Annotated in this window: 21 protein-coding genes; 12 read left to right on the top strand and 9 right to left on the bottom strand. The window is 61.0% G+C overall.

The annotated features are described in order from the left end of the window. Positions 1 to 31 precede the first annotated feature (31 nt). From EE36_RS05510 to EE36_RS05545, 8 genes are all read right to left on the bottom strand, one after another. Positions 32 to 5,770: a carboxypeptidase-like regulatory domain-containing protein gene (locus EE36_RS05510; RefSeq protein WP_005850273.1), complete on the bottom strand. Its 5,739-nt coding sequence runs from the start codon at positions 5,768 to 5,770 to the stop codon at positions 32 to 34. 97 nt (positions 5,771 to 5,867) lie between these two features. Continuing rightward, entirely contained in the window at positions 5,868 to 8,513 is a 2,646-nt protein-coding gene (locus tag EE36_RS05515) for an NEW3 domain-containing protein (RefSeq protein WP_039911635.1), read from the bottom strand. Positions 8,514 to 8,560: 47 nt separating this feature from the next. Beyond that, positions 8,561 to 9,073, bottom strand: coding sequence for a hypothetical protein (locus tag EE36_RS05520; protein WP_005850277.1), 513 nt, complete (start codon positions 9,071 to 9,073; stop codon positions 8,561 to 8,563). 368 nt (positions 9,074 to 9,441) lie between these two features. Then, positions 9,442 to 9,960: a DUF6505 family protein gene (locus EE36_RS05525; protein WP_005850279.1), complete on the bottom strand. Its 519-nt coding sequence runs from the start codon at positions 9,958 to 9,960 to the stop codon at positions 9,442 to 9,444. Beyond that, positions 9,957 to 10,658, bottom strand: coding sequence for a biotin/lipoate--protein ligase family protein (locus EE36_RS05530; RefSeq protein WP_005850281.1), 702 nt, complete (start codon positions 10,656 to 10,658; stop codon positions 9,957 to 9,959). The genes EE36_RS05525 and EE36_RS05530 overlap by 4 nt, the downstream gene beginning before the upstream one ends. Continuing rightward, positions 10,655 to 11,722: an iron-sulfur cluster carrier protein ApbC gene (apbC, locus tag EE36_RS05535; protein ID WP_005850283.1), complete on the bottom strand. Its 1,068-nt coding sequence runs from the start codon at positions 11,720 to 11,722 to the stop codon at positions 10,655 to 10,657. The genes EE36_RS05530 and apbC overlap by 4 nt, the downstream gene beginning before the upstream one ends. After that, the gene (locus tag EE36_RS05540; RefSeq protein ID WP_005850284.1) at positions 11,719 to 11,919 is read right to left on the bottom strand and encodes a DUF6494 family protein; all 201 of its coding nucleotides are present in this window, start codon (positions 11,917 to 11,919) and stop codon (positions 11,719 to 11,721) included. Before EE36_RS05540 ends, apbC begins: the two co-directional genes overlap by 4 nt. Before the next feature lie 37 nt (positions 11,920 to 11,956). Continuing rightward, entirely contained in the window at positions 11,957 to 13,909 is a 1,953-nt protein-coding gene (locus EE36_RS05545) for a 4Fe-4S binding protein (RefSeq protein ID WP_005850286.1), read from the bottom strand. A gap of 335 nt (positions 13,910 to 14,244) precedes the next feature. On the opposite strand from EE36_RS05545, the gene EE36_RS05550 reads away from it, so the two are divergent. The 12 genes from EE36_RS05550 (at position 14,245) to EE36_RS05600 (ending at position 24,452) form a co-directional block, all read left to right on the top strand. Next, on the top strand, positions 14,245 to 14,811 hold the full coding sequence (locus EE36_RS05550) for a DUF3305 domain-containing protein (RefSeq protein ID WP_114865393.1): 567 nt from the start codon (positions 14,245 to 14,247) through the stop codon (positions 14,809 to 14,811). After that, entirely contained in the window at positions 14,808 to 15,425 is a 618-nt protein-coding gene (locus EE36_RS05555) for a DUF3306 domain-containing protein (RefSeq protein ID WP_005850290.1), read from the top strand. Before EE36_RS05550 ends, EE36_RS05555 begins: the two co-directional genes overlap by 4 nt. Beyond that, positions 15,422 to 16,030, top strand: a complete 609-nt coding sequence (locus tag EE36_RS05560) for a molecular chaperone (RefSeq protein ID WP_005850292.1) — start codon at positions 15,422 to 15,424, stop codon at positions 16,028 to 16,030. Before EE36_RS05555 ends, EE36_RS05560 begins: the two co-directional genes overlap by 4 nt. Positions 16,031 to 16,086: 56 nt before the next feature. After that, positions 16,087 to 16,275: a twin-arginine translocation signal domain-containing protein gene (locus EE36_RS05565; RefSeq protein WP_005850294.1), complete on the top strand. Its 189-nt coding sequence runs from the start codon at positions 16,087 to 16,089 to the stop codon at positions 16,273 to 16,275. A gap of 101 nt (positions 16,276 to 16,376) precedes the next feature. Continuing rightward, positions 16,377 to 19,355, top strand: a complete 2,979-nt coding sequence (locus EE36_RS05570) for a formate dehydrogenase subunit alpha (protein WP_005850296.1) — start codon at positions 16,377 to 16,379, stop codon at positions 19,353 to 19,355. Positions 19,356 to 19,368: 13 nt separating this feature from the next. Next, on the top strand, positions 19,369 to 19,962 hold the full coding sequence (fdh3B, locus tag EE36_RS05575) for a formate dehydrogenase FDH3 subunit beta (RefSeq protein ID WP_005850298.1): 594 nt from the start codon (positions 19,369 to 19,371) through the stop codon (positions 19,960 to 19,962). A gap of 86 nt (positions 19,963 to 20,048) precedes the next feature. Further along, positions 20,049 to 21,251 (top strand): formate dehydrogenase subunit gamma, encoded by a 1,203-nt coding sequence (locus tag EE36_RS05580; protein ID WP_005850299.1) that lies wholly within the window; start codon positions 20,049 to 20,051, stop codon positions 21,249 to 21,251. Positions 21,252 to 21,308: 57 nt separating this feature from the next. Continuing rightward, positions 21,309 to 21,440: a hypothetical protein gene (locus EE36_RS17745; protein WP_005850301.1), complete on the top strand. Its 132-nt coding sequence runs from the start codon at positions 21,309 to 21,311 to the stop codon at positions 21,438 to 21,440. A 40-nt stretch (positions 21,441 to 21,480) separates the two neighbouring features. Beyond that, positions 21,481 to 22,185 carry an ABC transporter permease gene (locus tag EE36_RS05585; protein WP_005850303.1) on the top strand — a complete coding sequence of 235 codons (705 nt, stop codon included), beginning with the start codon at positions 21,481 to 21,483 and terminating at the stop codon, positions 22,183 to 22,185. Beyond that, on the top strand, positions 22,179 to 22,895 hold the full coding sequence (locus tag EE36_RS05590) for an energy-coupling factor ABC transporter ATP-binding protein (RefSeq protein ID WP_005850305.1): 717 nt from the start codon (positions 22,179 to 22,181) through the stop codon (positions 22,893 to 22,895). The genes EE36_RS05585 and EE36_RS05590 overlap by 7 nt, the downstream gene beginning before the upstream one ends. Further along, the gene (locus EE36_RS05595) at positions 22,892 to 23,692 is read left to right on the top strand and encodes a substrate-binding domain-containing protein (protein WP_005850307.1); all 801 of its coding nucleotides are present in this window, start codon (positions 22,892 to 22,894) and stop codon (positions 23,690 to 23,692) included. The genes EE36_RS05590 and EE36_RS05595 overlap by 4 nt, the downstream gene beginning before the upstream one ends. 43 nt (positions 23,693 to 23,735) lie before the next feature. Next, on the top strand, positions 23,736 to 24,452 hold the full coding sequence (locus EE36_RS05600) for a glycosyltransferase family 25 protein (RefSeq protein ID WP_005850309.1): 717 nt from the start codon (positions 23,736 to 23,738) through the stop codon (positions 24,450 to 24,452). Between the two features lie 9 nt (positions 24,453 to 24,461). Here the strand turns inward: EE36_RS05600 and EE36_RS05605 are convergent, their stop codons facing one another. Further along, positions 24,462 to 25,115 (bottom strand): peroxiredoxin, encoded by a 654-nt coding sequence (locus tag EE36_RS05605; protein ID WP_039911640.1) that lies wholly within the window; start codon positions 25,113 to 25,115, stop codon positions 24,462 to 24,464. Between the last annotated feature and the right edge of the window lie 32 nt (positions 25,116 to 25,147).

Below are 25,147 nucleotides of genomic sequence, written 5' to 3' on the forward strand. Positions count from 1 at the left end.
TTGTGCCGTGACGGGTTAGTCCCGTTTGGCTTTAGCTTTCCATAAAGCTGTCCAGACGGTCCCAGAGCGAGTTATCCAGCAGCAGCTTGAAGCGCAGGTAGAAACCTTCCTGATACAGATCGCTGCGCAGGGCCGACTTGTTCATCGCGCGGTTATAGCCCAATGCAACCAGCGCACCTTTGGTGGGGGCAAACCCGATCTCTGCGCCGATACCGTTGGTAGCATTGCCTTGGTTGTCCCACAGATGCGCGGCGTTCAAGCCGATCTGGAACCGGTTGTCGCCGAATTCGTAGTTAAAGCCAGCCTGCACCAGTTGGGTGGTGGCGCGGGCAGAGAACCCGCCAAGGGTGGTTAGCTTTTGCGACTGGCCCGCGTATTTCGCGTTCAGGCGCAGGTCGGCGTCTACTTCATAGGCCGCGTCTACGGACCACATATGGGTCACCGACTTGGTCTCGCGCTGTTCGATGCGGTGCTCGTACCATGCCAGCACTTCGAGGCGTGGATCGTGAACCGGACGGTAGGCGATACCCGCACGCGACCGGATCCGGCGGTGGTCACGACCGTCGCGCTTGTCCAGTGCAACACGGGTACGGCCCAGCACGGTGAAGTCAGGTGTGACCTTACCCGCGATGCCAAAGCTGGCGTAATGGGTGTTGCCGTTGTCTTCAAAGGTGGTGTCCGCATCGGCATCGCCCACCCAGCTTTCCGCGCTGGACCCCCACTTCGCGCCAAGGGCAACGCTGGTCAGACGGTGATCGTCGCTTTCCATGCTGCGGGAATGTTCAATCCCGAAGCTGAAGCTGGTGTTCCCGTTCATGGCCCATTTGCCCATCATCGCTTGGGTAAACATGGTGTCCGAAGATCCCAGACCTTTGACGAAATCGGTGCTTCCGCGCAGCCAGTCATTCAGGTCGTAAGAGAAACCCAGCTTGGAATGTGTGGCCATGCTGTCGTCGCCAAAGGTCATTTCGACCTCGCTATAGGCACGCCAGCCGGGCACGGGCTCTCGGTACATGCCCAGGGTCAGCTCTGTCGGACGGTCCGAGCCGCCAAAGGGGTGACGCAGCTCTGCGGTGATGACGGTGCCGGGGCGGTTCGCAGGGGTCCAGTGGCCGCCAAGGATCAGACCGGGATGGGCCTTCTTCGAGGTTGCGGTGTGGTCCAGGCGATACTCCAGCCCGATGTAGCCTTTGAAATTCGTGCTGAACTCTTTGGCATAGACGGCATCCACGGTCAGACGCTCGATGTCAGAGGTGCGGTCACGTACATAGTCCACACCAAGAACAAAGTCGCTGGTCCCGTCGATCTCAAAACCGTAGTTCAGACGTGCGCGGGTGGTGCCGGGCAGTGCCAGACCGCCGCGCGAGGCAAACTTCTCGCCGGTGTGAACCATCTCGAAGTTGAAGTGACCGGTTTCCTTACGGATGTCGTAGGAAAGACGGTAGGCGGTATCCGATACGCCATTTGCATCTTCGGAGCGCGCAGCCTCGGCTTCCCACACGCCACCCTGCGTCCCCTCGTGACGGATATAGGCAGAGTGCAGACGCTCGCGGGCGGTGTTGCCACGGTCGGCATCGGCATGCACGATACGTGCGCCAACGGTGGTGCGGTCGGTCAGCGCGAGGTTCACCTCACCGCCATACAGCCAGTAGCGGTCGGCCCCTTCCACATCGACTTCGTAGGTGACGCGCACCGACACAGGGTTGCCCTGACCGTCGAACTGGCGCACCGCATCGTCAAAAGTGATCGAGTTGCCAAAGAAGTCCAGCAGGTAGTCGCTGCCGCGGCGCAGCGGCGTGGTCGAGATGACATCCCCGCCCTCTTCGTCGCGCACCAGCAGTTCAACCCGCTCGGAGCCTTGTACATAGCCGTCCAGATCCAGGTCATAGGGGCCGGACACACCACGCCCGAGGAATTCCTGCACGCGCTGCTCTTGGGCGGTACGGGCACCGAACAGGGTCACGCCGACCTTGTCGTTTTCCCAATGGGCCTTGGCACCGGTCACCACACGACGCATGCCGTCAAGCTTCAGCGCGCTGGCTTCGGGTTCGATCGCGATGTCACCGTAAAGGATGTACGAACGACCCTTCTCGACCTTAACGTACAGGTTTTCGGAGGATTGCGCGTCGAAACCACGTTCGGAGTTGTCACCATACACAGGGTAGAACTCGTCGCCACGGATGTCGCGGAACAGGCGGTCTTCGGTGTCACGGTCCGAGCTATAGCGCAGTGTCAGCAGCGCATCACCCGAGATCACGCCCTTGAGGTACACTTCACCCCGCAGACCGGTGGTTGTGTCTTCGAAAGAGCTGAAACGATCCGCGTCCAGCAGCTCACCCTTTGCACCGCCCAAGGCCACGGCCCCTTCGATCACGCCAACCATGATGCGCTGGTCCAGATCAGGTGTGAAAGTGATGGTTTCTTCGGCGCGGCCAAAGGCACCGCTGATGGTGATACGGTCTGTGCCTGCAACCTGTGGCGGGATCAGCCCAAAGGTGGCCTCGCCGTTGTCCAGATAGACCTGCACGCCGGGGGTGCCTTCGCGGATGTCGGCTACGTCCCACAGGGCCAGCTTGGCGCTGAGTGTCACGGTACCGGAGGCAGGTACAGGCATGCCACGGGCATCCAGCACACGCACCACAACCGGGATCACGTCGGTCGGCGATGCGGGCGCGGTGTCGGGCATGATCACCTCGAATTTGGCGGGCTTGCCGGGGGCAACCACGGTGATTTCCTCGCGGACACGTTCGATGCCGAAACCGTCACGGCCGACCAGCGTCAGGGTGTTCTGCCCCGGGTCCAGTTTCACCGCGACAAAATCCAGTGCCTGCGTGTTGTTCTTCTCGAAGCTTGTACGCTCGCCTACGCGGTCGCTGCTCAGCTCGCGGCCGTTCACCAGCAGGCCCAGCGACAGATCGCCCTTGCCCTTGACGCGCACGCTTTGGGTGCGGCGATCCAGTGTCTGACCGTCGGTCAGGTCCACGAAACCGGGTGCATCATCCAGCGTTTTGATCAGCATCTCGAGCGACTGGCGCTGTGCCTTGCCAGACGCTTTTTCAGAGACGGAGCTCGCCGCGCGGTTTTCATCCAGACGCTGCATCAGACGCGAGGTCAGCTGCGTGGTGGTCGCCACACCGGCTTCGCTGCGCACGGAACGTACCGGCGCACGCTGGCCTTCAATCGGCAGGTCGGCAGCCGTCAGCGCGTTGGATTGCGGCTGCTCGGCAAAGTACTTCTGACGCTGGTCAACCTCGGCCATCGCTTCGGGGGTGCAGTCCAGCACGGCGAAGTGCTCGGCGCGCAGTTCCCCCTTGCGCAGCGGGATCAGGCGCGACCCACCGCGCAGCAGATCGTTGGTGCGGGTTACGGTCACTTCGGTACCAACGGGCAGGGTTTCGTCCTGCACAAGGAACGCATGGGTCACGGAGCGCAGACCGAAAAGGGAGTATTTACCATCCATATCGGTCACAACCGACAGGCCCTCTTGGGTCACGATACGGACGCCGGGGATGCCTGGTTCAGTGTGGTCGCCACGGATACCGTCTTTGTCACAATCCATAAAGACCGACCCGATGACAGTGGCTTCACGGGCGAAGACGCCACCACTGTTGTTCAGCTTGACCATTGCGCGGGCAGTCTGGGACTGCATCACGGTACCGGTGCCCGCCTGACGACCCGTCAGAACCGCGGTGTTCTCGTTGCGGCCTTCGTGGGCGGCTGCGGTGAACTGCATGACATAGGTCAGCTCGTGGCTCGACAGGGGGGCCAGCATGCCCAGGTCATAGGTCATGTCACCCGACGCATCGACGGCAGGGTCTTCCATTGTCTCGCCGTTGAAGGTCACCGATCCTGCAACCAGCTGGCTGCCAAAGGCGGGGCGATCCATGATCTCGGCACCGATCAGCGCCTGGTTCATGTTGTTGGTGAAGTTCAGGGTGTAGACCACGAACTCGCCCGCGCCGACCATCTCCTTGTCGGCCTGCTTGTCCAGCGCCAGCGGCACACCATAGTGTGGATCCGCAGGAATGTCCGAGATGTCGAGCATCCCACCGGCGTGGCGGAAGCTTGCCATATAACCGGCCCCCGCAACACGACGATTAAAGCCGGGGAAGTCGGCGCGCACGGAAGGAACGTCCCATGCGGGGGCGTTCATCACGGCATACTGGTATTCACCGGCAGGCATGTCACCGAAGCTGAAGAAGCCGCGGGCATCGGTCATACGGCGCGCCATTTCGGCACCGCTGTTCATATCCATCAGCGCGATGGCAACATTACCGATCGGCTCGTTGGTCAGCGCATTGAACAGAAAGTTACCGGGGGTGATCAGCAGTTCGTCTTGCAGCGCGGCACCGGCACAATCGGCAGTGGCGATCAGACGGTCACCGTCGGTGGTCGCGATCACATTGTCGCCGGATACGGGCACATCCATCCGCGCCATAGGAACGGCGGCGGTAAGGAAAACACCATTGTTAGGGTCTGTTTCTGTGGCGGTCACACGCTCTACATCGCCGGTCAGGAAGCTGCGCAGCGTGATGATCGCACGATCTGCGGACATCGTTTCGTTGCACGCACCGGCGGTCAGACGCAGGCGGGTATCGCTGTTTGGCACGGCGTGAGGCTGGTCCGCTGCGGTTTCAGGATGTTCAAAGTGCAAGGCACCGGTCCCGGCAGCATCGCGGCTGTAAACCGTTGTGTTAGAGTCTACATCAACTGTGCGATCTTCCATTTTCACGAAGCTGCGGGCGGTGTTTGCGACCTCTACGCCGCCCAGGTTCATGGGCACCGTCACAGTGAACGCGGGGTCGCGGGCAAAACCGATTTCGTAGTCGCCCTCGTGAAAGAAGGCCACAGCGTCGACCTCGCCAGCAGGGAGCGCAGTCTGGTAATCATGACGCGCATCGCCCGCCGCGTGATACAGCGCAACCATGCCGCTTGGGTCGGTGATGCTGTGGAAACGGGCGTTCAGGGGCACCTCGTCGCGCAGCAGAACACCTGTGGCGGCGGCCCCGTCGATGCGGATCTGGGCACCGTGTACGTCACCATAGGCCAGCACATCACCGTCCGAGTCGTTGCGCAGGCGCAGCGTGTAGGTCAGCTGTGTTTCGTCTTCCATCTCGCGGACGGATTGTTCCTTTTGCAGCTCAAGCGAGCTGCCCATGATGGTGGTCTTGCCAGCTGCGGCACCCGTCAGGATGCGACGGGCCGCGAAGCCTGTTGTGCTTGTGGCGGATACCGACAGCACCGACTGCATCAGCGTGGCGGGAGTGGCGTAGAAGGAGGTGCGGAATTCGTAGATGAGCTGAGCGCTGTCGCCCACATCCATGAACATCGGCGCGCCTGCGCTGATGGTGGCTTCGCCATTGTCGATGCGGCCGTTGGCATTCGCGTCATAGACAAGGCGGGCGTCGTTCATCATGGCGGCACCCTCTTGGTGCTGCATGGTCATGGCGGCGTTCAGCGGGACGTTCCCGATGTTGGCGACCTCGAAGTAGTATTGCGCCATCGCGCCACGGGTCAGCATCAGTTCGGAGTATCCGTTGACATCCAGCGCAGGCACTGCGGCTACTTTGGCGTCTACGGCGTTCGAGTATACAGTCTCGATGATGCCCAGCGCTTCGTTAAAGTAGGTGGTCTGCGCGACGTTCCGGATGAAGGTGCCTGCGGGTACCTGCTTGGCAGCGGCGCCGTGCGGCAGGAGGGAGATCACCAGCGCGACGATCCAGAAACACGACATCATGCGGAGGGCGGTTTTGTGAAAGTTGCGGTCCATTTGATCAATCCCTGTTCTATCTTTTCTAAGAGGAGAGGAAGTGTGGTTCCCCCGGAGCGAGGGGGGGAAGGGTGCTCCGGGGAAACCTGGGGTTCGCTTACTCGTCCACCTGAACGGTGAATTCTAGCGTGGCGAACCCACCCGGAAGGACCGTGCCGTGGTCGCTCGAGATATTGCTCGAGGTGACGGTGGCGGTGCTACCTGCCGGGAAGAGCGTCTCGCTGCATGTGCCACCACAGTCGGTTACCGATGTGTAGGCAGGGGCGGCATCAGAGATGACTACGTTTGCAGCGGGAGAGGAGCCGGTGTTTTCAGCTTCCACTTTGTAGCGGATGCACTGACCGGGAGAGACGTCCTGACGGGTCTTGGTAAAGGTCCCGACGGTGCCGTCGCAGTTGGCGTCGATGTACTGGTACTTGCTCAGCGTGACGTCGCCAGAGATGATCACGATCCGGTCTTCTACTGCGTTGTCAGCAGTATCCGCGTCGGTCGCTGTGCCACCGTTCAGCGAGGGGTCAAGGCTGATGGTACCGATTTCGGTCACACCGCTTGTCGCTGTCGATGGTGTTTGCACACGGTAGATGACCGAGATGCTTTCACCGGGGGCAAGCCCGTTCACACCAGCCGAGACACCGTCTGTCAGATCATCAAAGTTGTCGATCACCAGCTCGGAAGGGTCGATCACACCGTTGCCGTTGGCATCCCAGAACAAAGCGCCCGAGAAGTTGTTCAACCCTGTGTCGTTGATCGCACCTTCGGTGATCGCAACGTTACCGGTGTTGGTGATGGTGTGCACCATGTCGACGATACCACCGGGCGAGGCCTGGGCGTTCTGGTCATCGATGATCTCTACGTTGTAGATCTCATTCACGGTCACTTCGTTGACGATCCGGTCGCCTTGGCCCGAGACAGAGGACACCAGCGCGATGTCGACCAATGTGTCACCCGGTGCCTGATCTGCCGGCGGGGTTACCACAACGGTGAAGGTATCGCTTGCACCAGCAGGGATGGTCCCGGTGTTGCTGATCGCGGACCCGTCAGCGGAGCGGAATTCGACGGTCCAACCGGCGGGCAGCGCTTGTGCCAGTGAGAGGTTGTAGCTGTCGGATACCGGACCGTTGTTTTCAACGACCATGTCGTAGGTGACCGGTGCACCGGGGTCGGTGGCATAGTTCACCCAAGGCGCGCCGCCGTTGGTGGGGTCAAGGCCATCGCCTTCGGAGCCTGCGACTGCGTTCTCAAGATCAACGGCAGAGGCAAGGATCGCACCGGTGAAGGTCGCTGTCGATGTATCCGAAACACCCGAAGCATCAGAGGTGGTGGAAACGGTGGCGTTGAAGTTGGCAGCAGCCGTTGGGGCCACATCTGTTGGCAGTGTTGCGATCAAGGTAACCTTGGCGCTGTCTCCCGCAGCAAGCGGACCGACGGAACCGATGATCGGCGTCACACCGTCTGCACCCACAAAGCGGAAGGTTGTGCCCGCGGGGTAGTCGATGTTGCTGACATCAAGCGTCAGACTGTCGGTCTGGTTCGACCGGTTGGTCAGCACGAATTCATGCTTCACTGTGCCACCCTGGGCCGCGTCGCCAGTTTCAGTCACGACATCGTTGTTTGCCGCGTCATCATCTGTTGCCGAAGCCGTCGTTGGATCGGCTGCACCAGCACCGTCGATGGCTGTATCAGCGATGGAGACCGCGAATTGGTCATCCACAATGATCGAAGCTGTGTTCGAGGGTGGGAAGGCAACGTTGTCGATTTCCTGTGTGGCGACGTTTTCAATGATACCCGCATCAGCAGTGTCGAGGATCACAGCTTGGAACGTCACACTACCGGAGCGGCCGGAACCGACGCTCGAGATGTTGAAGTTGACGCTCTGGCCGTTGGTATCAAAGGCGATTGTCTCGCCGGAGCCATTGGTCGCATCGACCGAAGAAGACCCGTTGGCGTCATCCAGAATACCCGCGGCGTCAGACCACCGTGCCGAACCGGGCACATAGGCCAAGCGACCGTCCAGAATGTCATCGACGGTATAGTTGTTCGCAGCAGCCAGACCGGTGCTGGAATATGTCAGCTCGATGCTCACGGTATCGCCGGCATCGACGATGTTGGGGTTACCACCGGACGCTGCATCAGCGACCATGGACTTGACCAGTTCGACAATCGCGTCGTTCGAGATGGTTAGCGTATCGGTGTTGACGGCTGTCTCTGTGCCATCAAGATCAGACCTTGCGGTCACTGTGATGCTGTCCGACCCTGTTGCGTTCGAGGGGACAGAGACTTCGATGACGACGCCGAACTGCTCGCCCGGTGCCAATGTTGGCGTTTCGGTCAGCGGTGTGGCGCTATCGGCGACACCATCCATGTTCGCATCCGGATAGAAGACGATGGCAGAGGTATCGAGTGTGCCTGTGTCTGTCTCTACTGCGGTCAGTGCGAAGAAGTCTGCGCCGTTCCCTTCGTTGGTAACAATGTGCGGCAGGAAGGCTTTACCACCGGGTGCGATGGTTTCGTTGTTGTCCGAAGTCAATGTCACGCCAGCAACCTGCTGAACGATCGTTTCAACCGTGTTCGACGTGACCGTGATGGTATCGCCGGCTTGGTTTGTATAGGTCGCAACCGCTTGGTTGCCGATCACGGACCCGGCTTCTGGTGCGGCGGCCAAAGCAGCTGCGCCAAATGCGGCGGTAACCGCCATCGCGCTTGCAGAGCGCATGAAGAAAGATTGATGTTTCACGTTAGTCATTCCTTTGATTTAACTAGATTAGGTAAATTGGATCAGGTTCCCCCCGATCAGTTGACGCGCACCCGATAGCTGTTGAGTGCGATTTCGCCTGACTCCAAAGGTTCGCTGAGCGTCCAACGGACGGCAGCGATCTGATCCTCAGGAAGTGGTTCTGGTTGAAGTGTGCCATCTGCACCGGCGACCATGCGGGTGGCGGGAAGTGTGGACCATTCAAGGCCATCGTTTTCAGGGTCGAGATCAGCCTGGACTTCGAACACGGCCTTGATCGATGTGCTCTGTGCGCCAAGCGTCAGTGTGACCCCTTCGGGTACGGGGGCCGCAATAACGATCCCCGCAAGTGCGTCTGCAGTCGTGTTCTCGTGCTGCAGTTGGTATTGGATGACCTCGCCAGGGCGGACGGTGCCCCGCTCGATCAACTGCTCTTCGCCACCGTCATTGGTTTCGACGATGCGAAAAGAAAATGTGCTGGAAAGTGCGTCAGCAAAAGCCGGCACGCCGGCGACAGAAATCGCGACACCAGCAAGCAGTGCACGGGCGATTTGTTGAGTTTTGAAAGTCATAATTTTTTCCCCTAGTTGCCGACCACCGCCGGCGGTTTTGATGAACCGGCCCAGTGTTTGGGCTGTCCTGAACTCATCATCAGGAGAAATGTCTCGGGGTGCATTCTCGCTTAGGGCTAGGTTTTTTATCTGCTGGGCAGCCCCCTACCCGTCCGTATATGCGGCGCTATCAATTCGATGGCGAAACACGCAATTCGCGCGGTGATTGCAGACGCAAACCCGCATCGCGCCGCGCAAAGCAGGCGAGTCACCCTCATGCAAAAGGGCATTGATTCTATTTATTTTGGGGAATGTTTGGCCCGATCCGGGCCCAGATCATGGAAAACCCCGACCGGATAGCCGGACAGGGCGTTTCGTATAGTTAACTGTCAGTGAGAATGGCCGTGCCCGCCATGATCGTCATCGTCTAACGATCCGTGTACCGCAAACTGGTCAATTCCCGCATCCTGCGGTTCAATGAAACGATAGCTTTCGCGCACACCGCTGTCGGAAAGCTCGCGTGCGACGGTCAGCAAGGTGTTTGGCGCGTGGTCGGCGCAAAGCTCCATCATCTGGGCGACTTCCTCTTCCGCGACGGGGCGAGCCGCTTCGGGCGATGGCGCGCCATAGATCTCGACGAAATGCTTCATCAGTTGCAAGGTGATCGCTTCAACCTCGAAGGGTTCGGCTTTGGTCACGGCAACAAAGGTGACCCGGCCAAACGTCTCTACGCCCATCCAGCCATTCGCGAAGGCCTGCCGCGCCTTGCCGGTCAGATCACCTTCGGACCAGTTCGAAAATTCGAACCCGCCAGAGACACACCATTCGCCTGTGCGCGCGGGCGCGTGGAACACATTGCGGTCGCTTTCATCAAAGTGGATGGCGCGGGCGAGGAAGAGATCGCTCATGGGGTTGGCTCCAGCAGGTCGGTCAGGGGAATAAGATGCGTGGTCGTATCGGTTTTCAGCAGCAGGCCAAAGTTTTCGTCGATACCGGTAAAGTCGCCCGTCAGATCGCCATAGGTGATCTGATCGCCCATGGCCCAGGCCAATCCGGTCCATTCCTTGTGCAAGGGGCCCGCGCCCTCGTCATCCCAGCGGTTCAGCGCCACCAGCATATGCCGCGCCCAGGCCTCTAGCAGTTCGACCGGGCTCACCTCGGCACACCCCTCGCCATAAAGTGTGGTGACATCGGGCGTTTCGCCCGGCGTGTCGGATTGCGGCAATAGCTTCACGTGAAACGCAACGACCAGCCAATCGGGCACGTGATGAGGGTCTGTATCAGACGCCGCCGCCCGCATCTGGCCGCAGATCGCACCGTTCAAACGCAGATCGCCGTTCCACGCGAGATGCACCCCCACCTCTGGCGGGGCGAGCGCGCCAAGCGCGTTCTGGAAGCCCACCGCACAAAGCGGGAGCATCGCCATCGCTTGGGCCAACGGCACCTCGGGCGCAAAGACGATGGCGGCCTGCAATACGCTTGGCCCCAGATTATACAGCACCAGCCCCGCATCACACCCCTGCCGCGCCTCTGCGCAGGCCTGAGCGAACGGGTCCTCCGCCTGTACGCCGGTCAACAAAGGGGGGAAGACGGGGCTGTCGCTCATGCGTGCCCGCCCGCGATCAGGGCCTTGGCCACCTTGCGGAAGCCTTCGGCCTGCGTGCTGTCGGGTTTCGACACCACAATCGGCGCGCCCCCGTCAGCCGCGACACGAATATCCAGATGCAACGGAATCTCGGCCAACAAAGGCACGCCCAGCTTTTCAGCCTCGGCGGCGACGCCCCCATGCCCAAAGACATGTTCCTCGTGCCCGCAGTTAGAGCAGATATGCGTGCTCATGTTCTCGATCATCCCGAGGATCGGGGTCTTCAACTGGTTGAACATGTCGATCCCCTTACGGGCATCCAGCAGCGCCACGTCCTGCGGTGTGCTGACGATGATCGCGCCGTCCACATGGGCCTTTTGCGCCAGCGTCATCTGCACATCGCCGGTGCCGGGGGGCAGATCGACGATCAACACATCCAGCGCGCCCCATTGGACTTGCATCATCATCTGCTGCAACGCGCCCATCAGCATCGGGCCGCGCCAGACGACCGCCTGATCGTCATTGGTCATCAACCCGATCGACATCATCGTCACGCCAAAGTTGCGCATCGGCAGGATCGTCTTGCCATCGGGGGACGCAGGCCGCCCGGACACGCCCAGCATCCGCGGCTGCGAGGGGCCGTAGACATCGGCATCCAGCATGCCCACGCGACGCCCTTCGGCGGCCAGCGCACAGGCAAGGTTCGCGGCAACGGTAGATTTACCCACTCCGCCCTTGCCCGACGCAATGGCGATGATCCGGTCCACGCCGGGGATCTTCTCGGGCCCCGCGGGTTCGGACTTGCGCCCCAGCTTCAGGTCGGGCGGCGGTACCCGCTTGGAATGGGCCGTCAGCACGGCCGAGACAGAGGCAACGCCCTCAAGCGCCTTTACAGCGGCGTCGGCCTCGTCGCGCAGCTTGGCGTAGGCGTCGGCGTGGCTCGGGTTGACCTCAAGCACAAAGCGCACCGCGCCGTCGTCGACGGTCAGCGCCTTCACAAGGCCAAGCTCTACAATATCCTTACCGGAGACGGGATCGTTCAGGGTTTTCAGGCAGGCCAGTACGGCATCACGGGTGACGCTCACGCTTCGGACTGCCCTTGGATCTTGCCAGTCACGACATGTTCAAGGTCCAGCCCGTCGATGGTCAGCACCACCTTGGCCTCGAATGTCTTGCCGCCGGTGTCGCCGTTTTCGCGCATCGCTTCTTCGATCGTCTGCTGCGAGGTCACACCGACCTGCTTGAGGAACTTGCGCATCGACATGTTGAAATCATCGCTCATGATTTTCTCCTGTTCTTTGGGTGGGTCGGCACAGCGCTTAGTGATCTTTGCGCTTGCTGAAATAGTCTTCGGATGTGCGCACACGCGGGCGTTCTTTGCCAGCCAACGGATTGTTCTGCGCGTGGTACTGCGCGTTGATCCGGCAGTTGTCGCACATCTGGATCATCTTCGCCGCCTCAGAGGAGGCGAACATCGCGTGTTTTCCTGCCAGCTTTTCGGTGATCTTTTCAACCGTGGATTTCACGCCGAAAAGCGACCCGCATTCGATACAGGCAAAAGGCTCTTCCTCATGCAGCACCACTTGGGTGAAGGCCTGCGCGGTCAGGTTCAACTGCGGCTTTAGGGTAATCGCATCCTCGGGGCAGACGTTCGCACATAGCCCGCATTGCAGGCAGGCGTCTTCCTGAAAGCGCAGCTGGGGCAAATCGGGGTTATCGCCAAGCGCCCCGGACGGGCACAGCGACACACAGGACAGACAGAGCGTGCAGGCATCGGTATCCACCAGCACCGCGCCATAGGGGGCAGCGTCGGGCAGGTCGATCACCTTGGCATCGGGCTGAAGGGTCTTGCCCGCAAGCCGTGCGACCTGACGGCGGGTGCCTAGAGGCAGCAGCGTGTCATGCGCAGGCTGCGCGGTTTCGGTGACCAGTGCGGTTTCCAGCGCATCGGGGTCGGCCACATCAATGAGGCGGATTGTATCGGTGCCGCTGATCGCGCGGGCAATCTCGGCCTGCACCTCGATCACGTCACGCTCTGTACGCGGCGACAGCAATACATCCACATGCGCAAAGCCGCAGCCAAGTGCGGCGAGCATTTCTGCATGGCCAAACCCCGCCAGCGCATCCACAGCCAGCGGGATGACATCAACCGGCAAGCCCGCGCCAAAACGCGCGTAAAGGCGGATCATCTCGGCCCCGTGGTCGTCGTCATGCACCAGCAAGCGCGGCGCGGTGCCGCCCGCCTTGCGATAGGTCGATGCCAGCGTCGACAACCGGCGGAACAGGGTATCAACAGGCGGCGCATCATAGGTGATCGCCCCCGAGGGGCAAACCGCAGAACAGCTACCGCAACCCGCGCAGATCATCGGGTCAATCGCCACATGTTCCCCGGCCGAGGTGATCGCCCCCGTCGGGCAGAGGTCCAGACAGTTGGAACAGGCGGCCTGCCCGGCCCGCGAATGGGCGCAAAGACTTTCAGTCAGCCGCACGTAAAGCGGCTTTTCAAAGGTGCCGACCATCTGCATGGCCTCGCGCACGGCTTCTGCCACGGCGGGCTTGCTGCCCGGATCGGCCCGCAGATAGCCATCACGTTTGTGCGGCGCGGGAAACAGCGATGTATTCCCCGTCAAATCCAGAATGATATCGCATTGCGACTTGGCCCCGTCCCGCGGCGCGGTGAACGAAGGCGCGCCGCGCCCACCGGGGATCAACATCTGCAACTGGTCAAAGGTCAGGCTGAAATCGCCCAATGCGCCCGATGCCTTGCGCAGATCGCCTTTGACCACGTCAAAACGCGGATCAACTGCCGCGTCATAATCGCCCTGCCACAGCACCGTCACCGCAAGCGTATCGGCCACCATCTCTGCCACCTCAAGCGCGAGGGCGGGCGGGGCCATGATCAGACACGTGCCCTCAGACACTACATCCATCACCCGTGGTGCCGGTGCGGCAAGCTGCTGCTCCGCCATCAGGGCGGCCATCTTGGGCGTCGCGTCGCCCTGATCGTCGTGCCAGCCGGCGCGGTCGCGAATATCGACGAACTGGGGCATCTCTGCGTTGATCTCGGCGGCCAGCTCTTCGAAACGGGGGCGTTCCTGCTGGCACGCGATCACGGTGTTGCCCGCGGCCATCGCCTCTGCCGCGGTGCCGATCTGGTCGGTGCACAGACAGCTATAGACCTTGGAGCACGGCAGACCCGTCGCCTTTGACAAGGCGGGCGCGTCAATATCCTGACTGCCCAGACAGTCGCACAGCAGAAAAGTCTTTTCCATAATCTCCTCGGGGACAGCACCGGATGGGATGGGTCAAGCGGCGGGGCACTGTCAGCGCTCGCAGGCCAAGCTAGTGGTGTTCGCGACCCGCCGCAAACCCCTAATTGCCCCTGCGTCCCGCAAAAGGGCCGTTCGCACCCACGGCAAGAATTACCCAACAAAAACAGTCGGAAAGACCGAAACCCCAGTCAAATATGGCAAATGCTGACGCATGGGAAATGCCGCATTGCAGCAATCACAAAACTGTGTGATTCAACCCTAGAATCCTCTTTGATACGCGTTATGATTACGTCAATATGAGGCTGGAAACGCCTGAAACATCATCGGAAACCAAGTTGAACGCACCGCTTAAATCAGCGCAAACGATGCCCGTCGGGGTCGTCCTTCGCAAGTCACCCGGCGTGACGAAATGGGCGAAGGTCGTTTGGCGTGCGGTTTGTGTCCTGCCCGGTGCCGACCCCGCCGACTGGAAGCTACTGCGTACCGAAGGCGAGGTGTCCGACTATCACGTGACCACTGTCCCGCTAACGCTGTACCGCTCCGATACCGAAGCCTATGTGCACGGGCTCGCCGCAAATGTGCCCTGTCTCTATGTCATCTGCCGCGAAACCCGCGACCCTGCCCGCCCGCTTGAGGTGGTGATGGTCACCGCCTCTCCCTATGAGGCGCAGGATTACAGCGACAATGGCGAAGATATCGTCGAAAAGGTCATGATGACGCCGCAGGTCCATGCCTGGATCAGCGCCTATGTCGACACGCACCACGAAGAAGAAGCCTTTGTGAAGCGTCGGCGCGACAAATACCAAGAGCCGAAGCAAGACGGGATCGGGGACGCGCGCATCTCGCAGACGACTGATGTCTACCGCGCACCGCGCACGTCGCGTTCGGGGTCGTCACAATGACCCGTCACACATCCTTCTGGGATCGCCGCCGCGCTGCCGTCAAGGCAGAGGAAGCCTCCGCGCAGCAAGCCGCCGCGGAGCAGGCAGAGGCGCAGCATCAGGCCGCGCTGGCGGAAAAATCCGACGCCGAACTGCTGGCCGAGTTCGATCTGCCCGATCCTGATACGCTGAAAGCCGGCGATGATTTCTCGGCCTTTATGGCCCGTGCCATTCCCGAACACCTGCGCCGCCGTGCGCTGCGCAAACTATGGGTGTCCGATCCGGCGCTGGCCTGTCTGGATGATCTGGTCGACTACGCTGACGACTATACCCAAGCCTCTGCCGTGACGAATTTCACCACCAGCTATGAGGTCGGCAAAGGGCTGCGCCGTCATATCGAAGATGTCGCGCGCAAGGCTGCGGCCGCGCTCGACACCGCCACCGATGCGGCAGAAACCTCTGCTGAAACAGAGCCGACCGCGCCCGTCGTTCCGGCAGAGGTCGACGCACCCGCCGTCGCCGTGGCCCAAGCGGATACCCCCGCAGAGCCCCCCGTCGCCGAAACCGCGATGGAAGAACCCGCAGCCCTGCCCCCGCGCCGCATGGCCTTTCGTTTTGAGGAGCAAAGCGCATGACCGCTGCCGCCCAAGCCACCCAAGTCTCTGCCGAAGATCGCCTGCGCGCTGATCTGTACAATTACCTTGGCGTGATGCTGGCCCGCCCTGCGGACCAGATGCTGCTGGACCAGACCGCCGGCCTGTCCGGCGATGACAGCCCGTTGGGCGAGGCGATCAACGGGCTTGCGCGTGTGGCCAAGGCCATGACGCCCAAGAAAGTGCAAACCGAATTCAACGCGCTGTTCATTGGTCTTGGTCGGGGCGAACTGCTGCCCTATGCCAGCTACTACCTGACCGGCTTTCTGAACGAAAAGCCCCTCGCCTCCCTGCGCAGCGACATGGCCGCACAGCGCATCAGCCGCGCCGAAAACGTCTTTGAACCCGAAGACAACATCGCATCCCTGATGGAGATGATGGGCGGTATGATTGTCGGGCGCTTTGGGGCTCCGGCCAGCGACGCCACGCAGCGGGCGTTTTTCAACAAACACATCGCCCCTTGGGCGGGTCACTTCTTTACCGACCTGCAAGGGGCCAAGAACTCCGTCCTATATGCCGGGGTTGCCGCAGTCGGCAGCGCCTTCATGGACATTGAACGCGAAGCATTTCGTATGACGGCGGGATAACCGCACCACATCAGGCGGGGCTTCCCCCCGCATAACCAAGGAAAGGGGTACAACCCATGACCCAGGATACCAAAGGCACCAACCGCCGCAATTTCCTGAAACTGGCAGGGACAGCCGCACCGGCAGCCGCCGTTGCCGTGGCCAGCAGCGGCACCGCCGCCGAGGCGCAGCCAGTCGATCTGCAATCGGACAAGATGCAAGATACCGCGCACACCCGCGCCTATCTGGAAAGCACACGCTTCTAATTCAGTGATCAACAACCCGCGCGCCTAACCACCGCGGGAGGGAAACTCAGCCCCGGTCCGACCCACGCGGTCAGAGCACGCGGGCATCAAGGGAGACTATTATGCTTCGGAAAAAGACCAACGGGATGGCACGGCGGCCCCAGCGGGCGGGCATGCTATCCGACATCGCGGAAAAATCCGTTGACCGTCGCGCATTCCTGCGCGGATCCGGTCTGGCCATCGGCGGCCTGGCGGCGATCGCATCGACCGCAGGCTCTGTCACACAAGCGTCAGCTGCCACCGCCGTCAGCGGCGCGGTAGAGACGATCAAATCTGTCTGCACCCACTGTTCGGTTGGCTGTACCGTCATCGCCGAAGTGTCGAACGGTGTCTGGACGGGTCAGGAACCCGGCTGGGACAGCCCGTTCAACCTTGGCTCGCATTGCGCCAAAGGGGCGTCGGTACGCGAACACGCCCACGGTGAACGCCGCTTGAAATACCCGATGAAAAAAGAGGGTGGCCAGTGGGTCCGGATCAGCTGGGAGCAGGCGATCAACGAGATCGGCGACAAGATGAACGTGATCCGCGAAGAAAGCGGTCCCGATTCCGTCTACTGGCTCGGCTCGGCCAAGCACAACAACGAACAGGCGTATCTGTTCCGCAAGTTCGCGGCCTATTGGGGCACCAATAACGTCGATCACCAGGCGCGTATCTGTCACTCCACCACCGTTGCGGGCGTTGCGAACACATGGGGCTACGGCGCCATGACCAACAGCTACAACGACATCCACAACAGCCAGGCGATCTTTGTCATCGGCGGCAACCCTGCCGAGGCGCACCCCGTATCGCTGCTGCACCTGCTGAAAGCGAAAGAGCAGAACAACGCGCCGATGATCGTGTGCGATCCACGCTTTACCCGTACGGCGGCCCACGCGGATGAATATGTCCGCTTCCGTCCCGGTTCGGACGTGGCGCTGGTCTGGGGTATCCTCTGGCACATCTTCGAGAACGGGTGGGAAGACAAGGAATTCATTCGCACCCGCGTTTGGGGCATGGACCAGATCCGTGACGAAGTCGCGAAGTGGACACCCGAAGAAGTCGAACGCGTTACCGGCGCACCCGCGTCGCAGCTTGAACGCGTTGCGCGCACCCTGGCCAACAACCGTCCCGGCACCGTGATCTGGTGCATGGGCGGCACGCAGCACAGCAACGGCAACAACAACACCCGCGCGTACTGCATCCTGCAGCTGGCTCTTGGCAACATGGGCACCGCAGGCGGCGGCACAAACATCTTCCGCGGCCACGACAACGTGCAGGGTGCCACCGATCTGGGCGTTCTGGCCGATACGCTGCCGGGCTACTATGGTCTGTCCGCAGGGGCATGGGCCCACTGGGCGCGGGTTTGGGAAGAAGACCTTGAATGGCTGCAATCCCGCTTCTCCAAGGCGTCGTTCAACGACACCTCGATGATGAACCTGACCGGTATCCCCGTGAGCCGCTGGATTGATGGCGTGCTGGAAGACAAGGAAAACATTGACCAGCCGGACAACACCCGCGCGATGGTTCTGTGGGGCCACGCGCCCAACTCGCAGACCCGTCAAAAGGAAATGGTCACCGCGATGGAGAAACTCGACCTGATGGTCGTTGTCGATCCATATCCAACGGTGTCCGCCGTAATGCAGGACCGCCAAGACGGGCTGTATCTGTTGCCCGCAACGACCCAGTTCGAAACCCGCGGCTCTGTCACCGCGTCCAACCGGTCGCTGCAATGGCGTGATCAGGTCGTCGAGCCCCTGTTCGAATCCAAGCCCGACCACACGATCATCAAGCTGTTCGCGGACAAGTTCGGTTTCAGCGACCGTCTGTTCAAGAACATCGCGCTGGACGGGGACGAACCCAACATCGAGGACCTCACCCGCGAGTTCAACCGCGGCATGTGGACCATCGGTTACACCGCACAAAGCCCCGAGCGCATGAAGATGCACATGGCCAACCAGCACACCTTTGACCGCACCACGCTGCGCGCCAAAGGCGGACCGGCCGACGGGGACTTCTATGGTTTGCCTTGGCCCGCATGGGGCACGCCCGAGATGAACCACCCCGGCACAGCGAACCTGTACGATATGTCGCTGCCCGTTGCCGAAGGCGGTCTGACCTTCCGCGCCCGTTTCGGTGTGGAACGTGACGGGGACAACCTGCTGGCCGAAGGCGTCTACAGCGCTGGTTCCGAGATCAAGGACGGCTACCCCGAGTTCACCATGGCCATGCTGCGTGAACTGGGCTGGGACAAAGATCTGACCGACGAAGAGATGGCCGTGATCAACTATGTTGCGGGCTATCCCGAAGGCCAACCGGCGAATGCAAAGCCGGACGAGGAAGTCGGTGAAACATCCCAGACCGGCGAGACCCCGTCGGACTATATCGCCGACACCGGTGGCGTGAACTGGAAAACCGACCTTTCGGGCGGCATCCAGCGTGTCGCGATCAAGCATGGCTGCGCCCCCTTCGGCAACGCCAAGGCCCGTGCCGTGGTCTGGACCTTCCCCGATCCGGTGCCAATCCACCGTGAACCGCTGTACACCAACCGTCGTGATCTGGTCGCCGACTACCCGACCTATGACGACAAGAAGTTCTGGCGCCTGCCCACCATGTATAAGTCCATCCAGGAGAATGACTTCTCCAAGGACTATCCGATCGTGCTGACCTCGGGTCGACTCGTCGAATATGAAGGGGGCGGCGACGAAACCCGATCCAACCCCTGGTTGGCCGAGCTTCAGCAGGACATGTTCATCGAGATCAACACCCGTGACGCCAACAATCTGGGCGTGCGTGACGGGGCCGATGTCTGGGTCGAGGGCCCCGAAGGCGGCAAGGTCAAGGTGATGGCGATGGTCACAGAACGTGTCGAAAGCGGCGTGGCGTTCATGCCATTCCACTTTGGCGGCCACATGGAAGGCGTTGATTTGCGGGACAGATACCCAGAGGGGGCCGACCCTTACGTCCTGGGTGAATCCACCAACACCGCGCAAACATATGGCTATGACTCAGTAACTCAGATGCAAGAGACCAAAGCAACTCTCTGCAAAATCTGGACAGCGTAAGGAGACTATTAAGATGGCAAGAGCAAAGTTTCTCTGCGACGCCGAACGCTGCATCGAATGCAACGCCTGCGTCACGGCCTGTAAGAACGAACACGAAGTACCGTGGGGCATCAACCGCCGTAAGGTCGTCACCATTCAGGACGGCCAACCCGGCGAGCGGTCGATCTCGGTTGCGTGTATGCATTGTTCCGATGCGCCCTGTATGGCGGTCTGCCCTGTAGACTGCTTCTACCAGACCGACGACGGCATCGTTCTGCACTCAAAAGACCTGTGCATCGGCTGCGGTTACTGCTTCTACGCCTGCCCCTTCGGCGCGCCGCAGTATCCACAGGCGGGCAACTTCGGGTCGCGCGGCAAGATGGACAAATGTACCTTCTGCGCCGGTGGCCCCGAGGAAAACCACTCCGAAGCGGAATTCCAGAAGTACGGCCGCAACCGGATCGCCGAAGGCAAGCTGCCGATCTGCGCCGAGATGTGTTCGACCAAAGCGCTGCTGGCCGGTGACGGCGATGTCGTCTCGGGCATCTACCGCGAACGCGTTGTCGCGCGCGGCTTTGGCTCGGGCGCCTGGGGCTGGGGCACGGCATACGAGCAAAAGGGCGGCTAAGCCCCCTTTCGCATATTCATGCTTTCCTTGGCCCGCTGGCACCTGCTGCTGGCGGGCCAACTATCTTTATCCTGTCGGAGGTCCCGATGACACTGCTGCGCGTTCTGCTGCCTCTCATATTTCTTGTGTCCTTTGCCGGTCTCTCCGCCGCGCAAGACACCTCGGGCGATGCCTCGGTCCTGCAACCGGGCCAACAGTCGCTTGAAGACATCATGGCCCGCCAACGCGGCGAGGACGTGCCCTTTGGGGCCGAGCTTCCCTTACCGCTTGAGGGCAACCCGCCCCCGGCCGAATCTCACCTTGGACCGCTTGGTAGCGCATCCGACGCGGACCTGTGGCGCGAGATCCGGGCGGACGCCCTGCCCGACGCGCGCGCCAGCAACCGCGGACCTGCGGCCAAGGTTCTGATGCAGGACGGTGGCATGTGGTGGCTGAACTTCCGTCACGGCCCGCTGCTGACCTATGGCAGCCTGCTGTTGGGTGTCACCGTCGTGCTGATGGCGATTTTCTATCTGATCCGCGGACGTATCCGTATCGAACACGGGCGCGCGGGTATCACCATCGAACGGTTCAAATTCATCGAACGCTTCGGCCACTGGCTGATTGCAAGCTCTTTCATCCTGCTGGCCATCACCGGTCTGCTATCGCTTGCGGGGCGTAAACTGCTGATCCCGCTGTTCGGGCACGAGGCGTTTTCGACCTTCGCCATCGCGAGCAAGTGGATCCACAACAACGTGTCATGGGCCTTTATGCTCGGGCTGGTGATGGTGTTCGTCATGTGGATCGTCCACAATCTACCGGATCGCACAGACATCAACTGGATTCTCAAGGGCGGCGGGATCTTCGGCAAGGGTCACCCCCCCGCCAAGAAGTTCAATGCCGGTCAAAAGCTGATCTTCTGGGCCGTCATCATTCTGGGCACCTCGATCTCTGTCTCGGGTATTTCGCTGCTCTTCCCGTTTGAATTGACGATGTTCGAACCTACGCTGGCGCTGTTGAATGACATGGGCGTGCCGCAACTGTTGGGGCTTGGCACAATAGACGCCACGCTGACCCCGCAAGAGGAAATGCAATACGCCCAGCTGTGGCACGCCGTTATCAGCTTTGTCCTGATGGCTGTGATCATCGCGCATATCTATATCGGGACACTCGGCATGGAAGGCGCGTTCGAGGCGATGGGGTCGGGCGATGTCGATCTTGAATGGGCCCGCGAGCACCACAGCATCTGGGCCGACGAAGTTGTCGCGAAGCAGGGTAAACATGCCTCTGGCACGCAGCCGGCAGAGTGATATGATGCACCCAACGCCCCCCACCCAACGTGCCAATGCGCATCAACGAGGTACGGAATGAAAGCTTTTATCACTGCCATCGTCGCCTTGGTCATCCTTGCTGCGGGCATGAACTTTGCGTTGGACAACGCAGGGTTCTCCGCGGCCGAGCAGACCTCGTCTGATCGCAATGTCCGGCTGGGCGACTAAGACCGCATCCTATGCATAGCAAACTCCGACGGCCCGCCCGATGAATGATATCTGGGCGGGCCTTTCTTCTGCGTTCTGGCTGGTTGTCACCGGCGATCCCGACCTGATCGAGATTACGCTCAGGTCGTTGCAGGTCAGCCTGACGGCGCTGGTCATTGCCTCGGCCATCGCGCTGCCCTTCGGCACATGGCTCGCCATCCGCCGTTTCCGCTTCCGCCGTACCGCGATTGCGGTGCTGAACTCTCTCATGGGTCTGCCGCCCGTCGTGGTGGGGTTGATCGTCTATCTGCTGCTGTCGCGCGCCGGTCCCTTCGGGGTGCTGGGGCTGCTGTTCACGCCGACGGCGATGATCATTGCGCAGGTGATCATTATCACGCCGCTCATCGCCTCTATCACCCATCAGGCGATGCGTGATCTTTGGGCCGAATACCACGATCTGCTGATTTCGCTGAACACCACCCCGACGCGGCGCATCCTGACGCTGATTTCGGACGGGCGGCGGGCCTTGTTGACGGCGGCGTTGGCAGGCTTTGGCCGCGCCATCGGCGAGGTCGGCGCGATCATGATCGTGGGCGGCAACATCGACCACGCCACCCGCGTGCTGACCACCGCCATCGCGCTGGAAACCGGCAAGGGTGATTTCGCACTGGCGCTTGGTCTGGGCTTTGTGCTGATCGCGCTGGCGCTGAGTGTGAACCTGATCATCCACGCCCTGTCGCGCACAGAAAGAGAGGGCAGATGGTGACCCCCCTGCTGCCCGCCCATATGCGCGATGTCAGCGTCAGCCGCCGCGGCAAGCGATTGCTGGGCCCCGTGGACCTGACCCTTGGCAAAACCGGCTTCACGATCCTGCTGGGGCCCAATGGTGCGGGCAAGACGACATTCCTCAAGGCGCTGCACGGCCTTGAACGGCTGTCGACGGGCGCGGTTACATGGGCCGTTCCGGATGACCTTGCGCGGATGCGACAGGCCTATGTCTTCCAAAGCCCCGTGATGCTGCGCCGATCGGTGCGCGCCAATCTGGGCTATCCTCTGGCGATACTCGGTCAGCCCAAGGCGCAGGTGAACAAAGCAGTAGAGGCTTGGGCGGCTCGTATCGGCCTGACGCCCGCGCTGGATCGCCCCGCGACGGGGTTGTCCGGTGGCGAGAAACAAAAGCTCGCCCTCGCCCGCGCCTTGATCCGCACCCCCGAGATGCTGCTGCTGGATGAGCCCTGCGCCAATCTGGATGGCCGCTCCGTCAAGGATATAGAGGCGCTGTTGCAATCTGCCCATCACTCAGGGACGCGCATCGTGATGGCGACCCATGATCTGGGTCAGGCGCGGCGCCTTGCAACTGAAATATTGTTTCTGTTTAAAGGTCGCATTCACGAGGCTGGCCCGGCGCCCGATGCGTTTGACGCCCCGCAGACCCCGGAATTCAAATCGTTCCTGAATGGAGATATTTTGATATGAAATCCTTGATTACCGCTCTTGTTCTCGCACTTGGCACCACGGCTGCGCAGGCGGACACCATGAAAATGGCTGTCACCACGTCCTTCAACAATTCTGGTCTGTCCGACGTTCTGCTGCCCGCCATCAAAGAAGATCTCGACCTTGACGTGCAACTGCTGATCGTCGGCACCGGTCAAGCCTTGCGCTTGGGCGAAGCAGGCGACGTCGATGCCATTCTGGTACACTCCAAGAAAGCCGAGGAGGCCTTTGTCGCCGACGGCTATGGCACCCACCGCCGCGAGATCATGTATAATGATTTCGTCCTGATCGGCCCAAATGACGACCCCGCCGCGATCAAAGACGCAGAGGCTGCGAAGGACGCGCTGGTCAAGATCGAAGCCGCCGAGGCCCCTTTCGTGAGCCGTGGCGACGACAGCGGCACCCACAAGAAAGAACTCTCGCTTTGGGCCGGTGCTGATCTGGACCCCGCGACATTCGGTGAATGGTACAAAGCTGTCGGCGCGGGCATGGGCGCGAGCCTCAACACCGCTGCAGGGATGGGGGCCTATATCATGTCCGACCGTGCAAGCTGGCTGAACTTTGACAACAAGGCCGATCTGGCAATCCTCTTTGCGGGCGATCCGGTGCTGTTCAACCAATATGCCTATATTCCGGTGAACCCCGAGAAACACGCGCATGTAAACAAAGACGCCGCGGCCCAGTTGGAAGACTGGCTTGTCGGCGACCGCGCCAAAGACCTGATCGACAGCTATACGATCAACGGCGAAAAGCTGTTCACCTTTAACGCCGAGCAGTGATTTAAACGGTTTGAGAACCTCGCCATGCGCGGTATCAAGCCGCATGAAATCATTGATCATCCATATGTCCACCAGCACCGCGCGGCACGCCAATGTCGCGCGGTTGCTGCAGGATCTGCCCGATGCGCAGGTCGTCGAAGCGGTGAATGGCCGCGACCCTACGCAGGTCGCAGATGTGCGCACCCACTCTGGCAACCTGCACAGCCCGTCCTATCCCTTCGCCCTGACACCGGCCGAGATCGGCGTCTTTCAAAGCCATCGCAAATGCTGGCAGATGATCGTCGATCAGGGCTGGGATTACGCGATGATTGTCGAGGATGACCTCGCCGTGTCGCGGCCAGAGCTGGACCGCGCGTTACAGCTTATCCACCAGAATATGACGCCCGATATGTACCTGCGCCTGCCGCCCAAGATGCGAGAGCTGCCCGCAGATGTCGTGGCGCGTGACGGCGATATGGCGTTGATCCTGCCCAAGCGGATCGGCTTGCAGTGTTGCTGTCAGGTGGTGGGGCGTGACGCCGCGCAGCTCTTGCTTGACGGATCGACCCAGATTGACCGCCCTGTCGATACATGGCTGCAGATGCATTGGGTGACGGGGCAAAAGCTCCACGCCCTGCTTCCCAATGGGCTAAGCGAAATCGCCAATCAGATCGGCGGGTCAACCATCCAGCAAAAAACCCGCACCAGCGGCAAGCTGATGCGGGAATTCAAGCGGGCGTGGTATCGCACGCAGGTTAAATTGCGACCTCAGAAAGCCTGAGATCCGCGCTTAGCTGGGCGCTTTGGTGGTGCGCAGGTAGGGCAGGATCTTGTTGAAATCGCCGAACTTCGCCTTGGCGTCATCGTCCGACAGGGTCGCGGGGATGATCACGTCGTCGCCCACATTCCAGTTCGCCGGTGTCGCCACGCCCTTTCCGGTCGAGGTTTGCAAGCCGTCCAGCGCGCGCAGAACCTCGGCAAAGTTGCGGCCCACGGTCATCGGGTAGGTCATCGACAGCTTCAGCTGCTTGTCCGGCCCGATGATGAACACGGCGCGGACTGTGGCGCTGTCGTTGGGGGTGCGGCCATCGGGCATATAGGCGTCGGCGGGCAGCATGTCGAAGGCTTTGGCAACGGTCAGGTCGTTATCCGCGATGATCGGAAAGCCCGCTTTGGCACCGGCGAAGGTCTCGATATCGCCTTTCCATTTCTTGTGCTCTTCAACACCGTCCACGGAAATGCCCATCACCTTGGTGCCGCGCTTTTCCCATTCGTCGGAAAGCTGTGCGACTGCCCCGAATTCGGTGGTGCAGACCGGCGTGAAATCCTTTGGGTGCGAAAAAAGGATCGCCCAGCTGTCGCCCACCCAGTCGTGCAGGCTGATCGTGCCCTGATCGGTTTCGACAGTCAGATCGGGGATGGTATCGTTGATGCGCAAGGACATAATATTCTCCGGCTTCATGGTTTCGGTTTGTC

Source organism: Sulfitobacter sp. EE-36, assembly GCF_000152605.1.
Lineage (GTDB): Bacteria > Pseudomonadota > Alphaproteobacteria > Rhodobacterales > Rhodobacteraceae > Sulfitobacter > Sulfitobacter pontiacus.

Bases quoted from the DNA above. Each gene is read 5' to 3' on its own strand.
- EE36_RS17745 (WP_005850301.1), top strand. From the start codon at position 21,309: ATGAAAGCTTTTATCACTGCCATCGTCGCCTTGGTCATCCTTGCTGCG.
- EE36_RS05570 (WP_005850296.1), top strand. From the start codon at position 16,377: ATGCTTCGGAAAAAGACCAACGGGATGGCACGGCGGCCCCAGCGGGCG.
- EE36_RS05540 (WP_005850284.1), bottom strand. From the start codon at position 11,919: ATGAGCGATGATTTCAACATGTCGATGCGCAAGTTCCTCAAGCAGGTC.
- EE36_RS05520 (WP_005850277.1), bottom strand. From the start codon at position 9,073: ATGACTTTCAAAACTCAACAAATCGCCCGTGCACTGCTTGCTGGTGTC.
- EE36_RS05585 (WP_005850303.1), top strand. From the start codon at position 21,481: ATGAATGATATCTGGGCGGGCCTTTCTTCTGCGTTCTGGCTGGTTGTC.
- EE36_RS05580 (WP_005850299.1), top strand. From the start codon at position 20,049: ATGACACTGCTGCGCGTTCTGCTGCCTCTCATATTTCTTGTGTCCTTT.
- EE36_RS05525 (WP_005850279.1), bottom strand. From the start codon at position 9,960: ATGAGCGATCTCTTCCTCGCCCGCGCCATCCACTTTGATGAAAGCGAC.
- EE36_RS05590 (WP_005850305.1), top strand. From the start codon at position 22,179: ATGGTGACCCCCCTGCTGCCCGCCCATATGCGCGATGTCAGCGTCAGC.
- EE36_RS05530 (WP_005850281.1), bottom strand. From the start codon at position 10,658: ATGAGCGACAGCCCCGTCTTCCCCCCTTTGTTGACCGGCGTACAGGCG.
- EE36_RS05555 (WP_005850290.1), top strand. From the start codon at position 14,808: ATGACCCGTCACACATCCTTCTGGGATCGCCGCCGCGCTGCCGTCAAG.
- EE36_RS05510 (WP_005850273.1), bottom strand. From the start codon at position 5,770: ATGGACCGCAACTTTCACAAAACCGCCCTCCGCATGATGTCGTGTTTC.
- EE36_RS05600 (WP_005850309.1), top strand. From the start codon at position 23,736: ATGAAATCATTGATCATCCATATGTCCACCAGCACCGCGCGGCACGCC.
- EE36_RS05605 (WP_039911640.1), bottom strand. From the start codon at position 25,115: ATGTCCTTGCGCATCAACGATACCATCCCCGATCTGACTGTCGAAACC.
- EE36_RS05560 (WP_005850292.1), top strand. From the start codon at position 15,422: ATGACCGCTGCCGCCCAAGCCACCCAAGTCTCTGCCGAAGATCGCCTG.
- EE36_RS05565 (WP_005850294.1), top strand. From the start codon at position 16,087: ATGACCCAGGATACCAAAGGCACCAACCGCCGCAATTTCCTGAAACTG.
- EE36_RS05515 (WP_039911635.1), bottom strand. From the start codon at position 8,513: ATGACTAACGTGAAACATCAATCTTTCTTCATGCGCTCTGCAAGCGCG.
- fdh3B (WP_005850298.1), top strand. From the start codon at position 19,369: ATGGCAAGAGCAAAGTTTCTCTGCGACGCCGAACGCTGCATCGAATGC.
- EE36_RS05545 (WP_005850286.1), bottom strand. From the start codon at position 13,909: ATGGAAAAGACTTTTCTGCTGTGCGACTGTCTGGGCAGTCAGGATATT.
- EE36_RS05595 (WP_005850307.1), top strand. From the start codon at position 22,892: ATGAAATCCTTGATTACCGCTCTTGTTCTCGCACTTGGCACCACGGCT.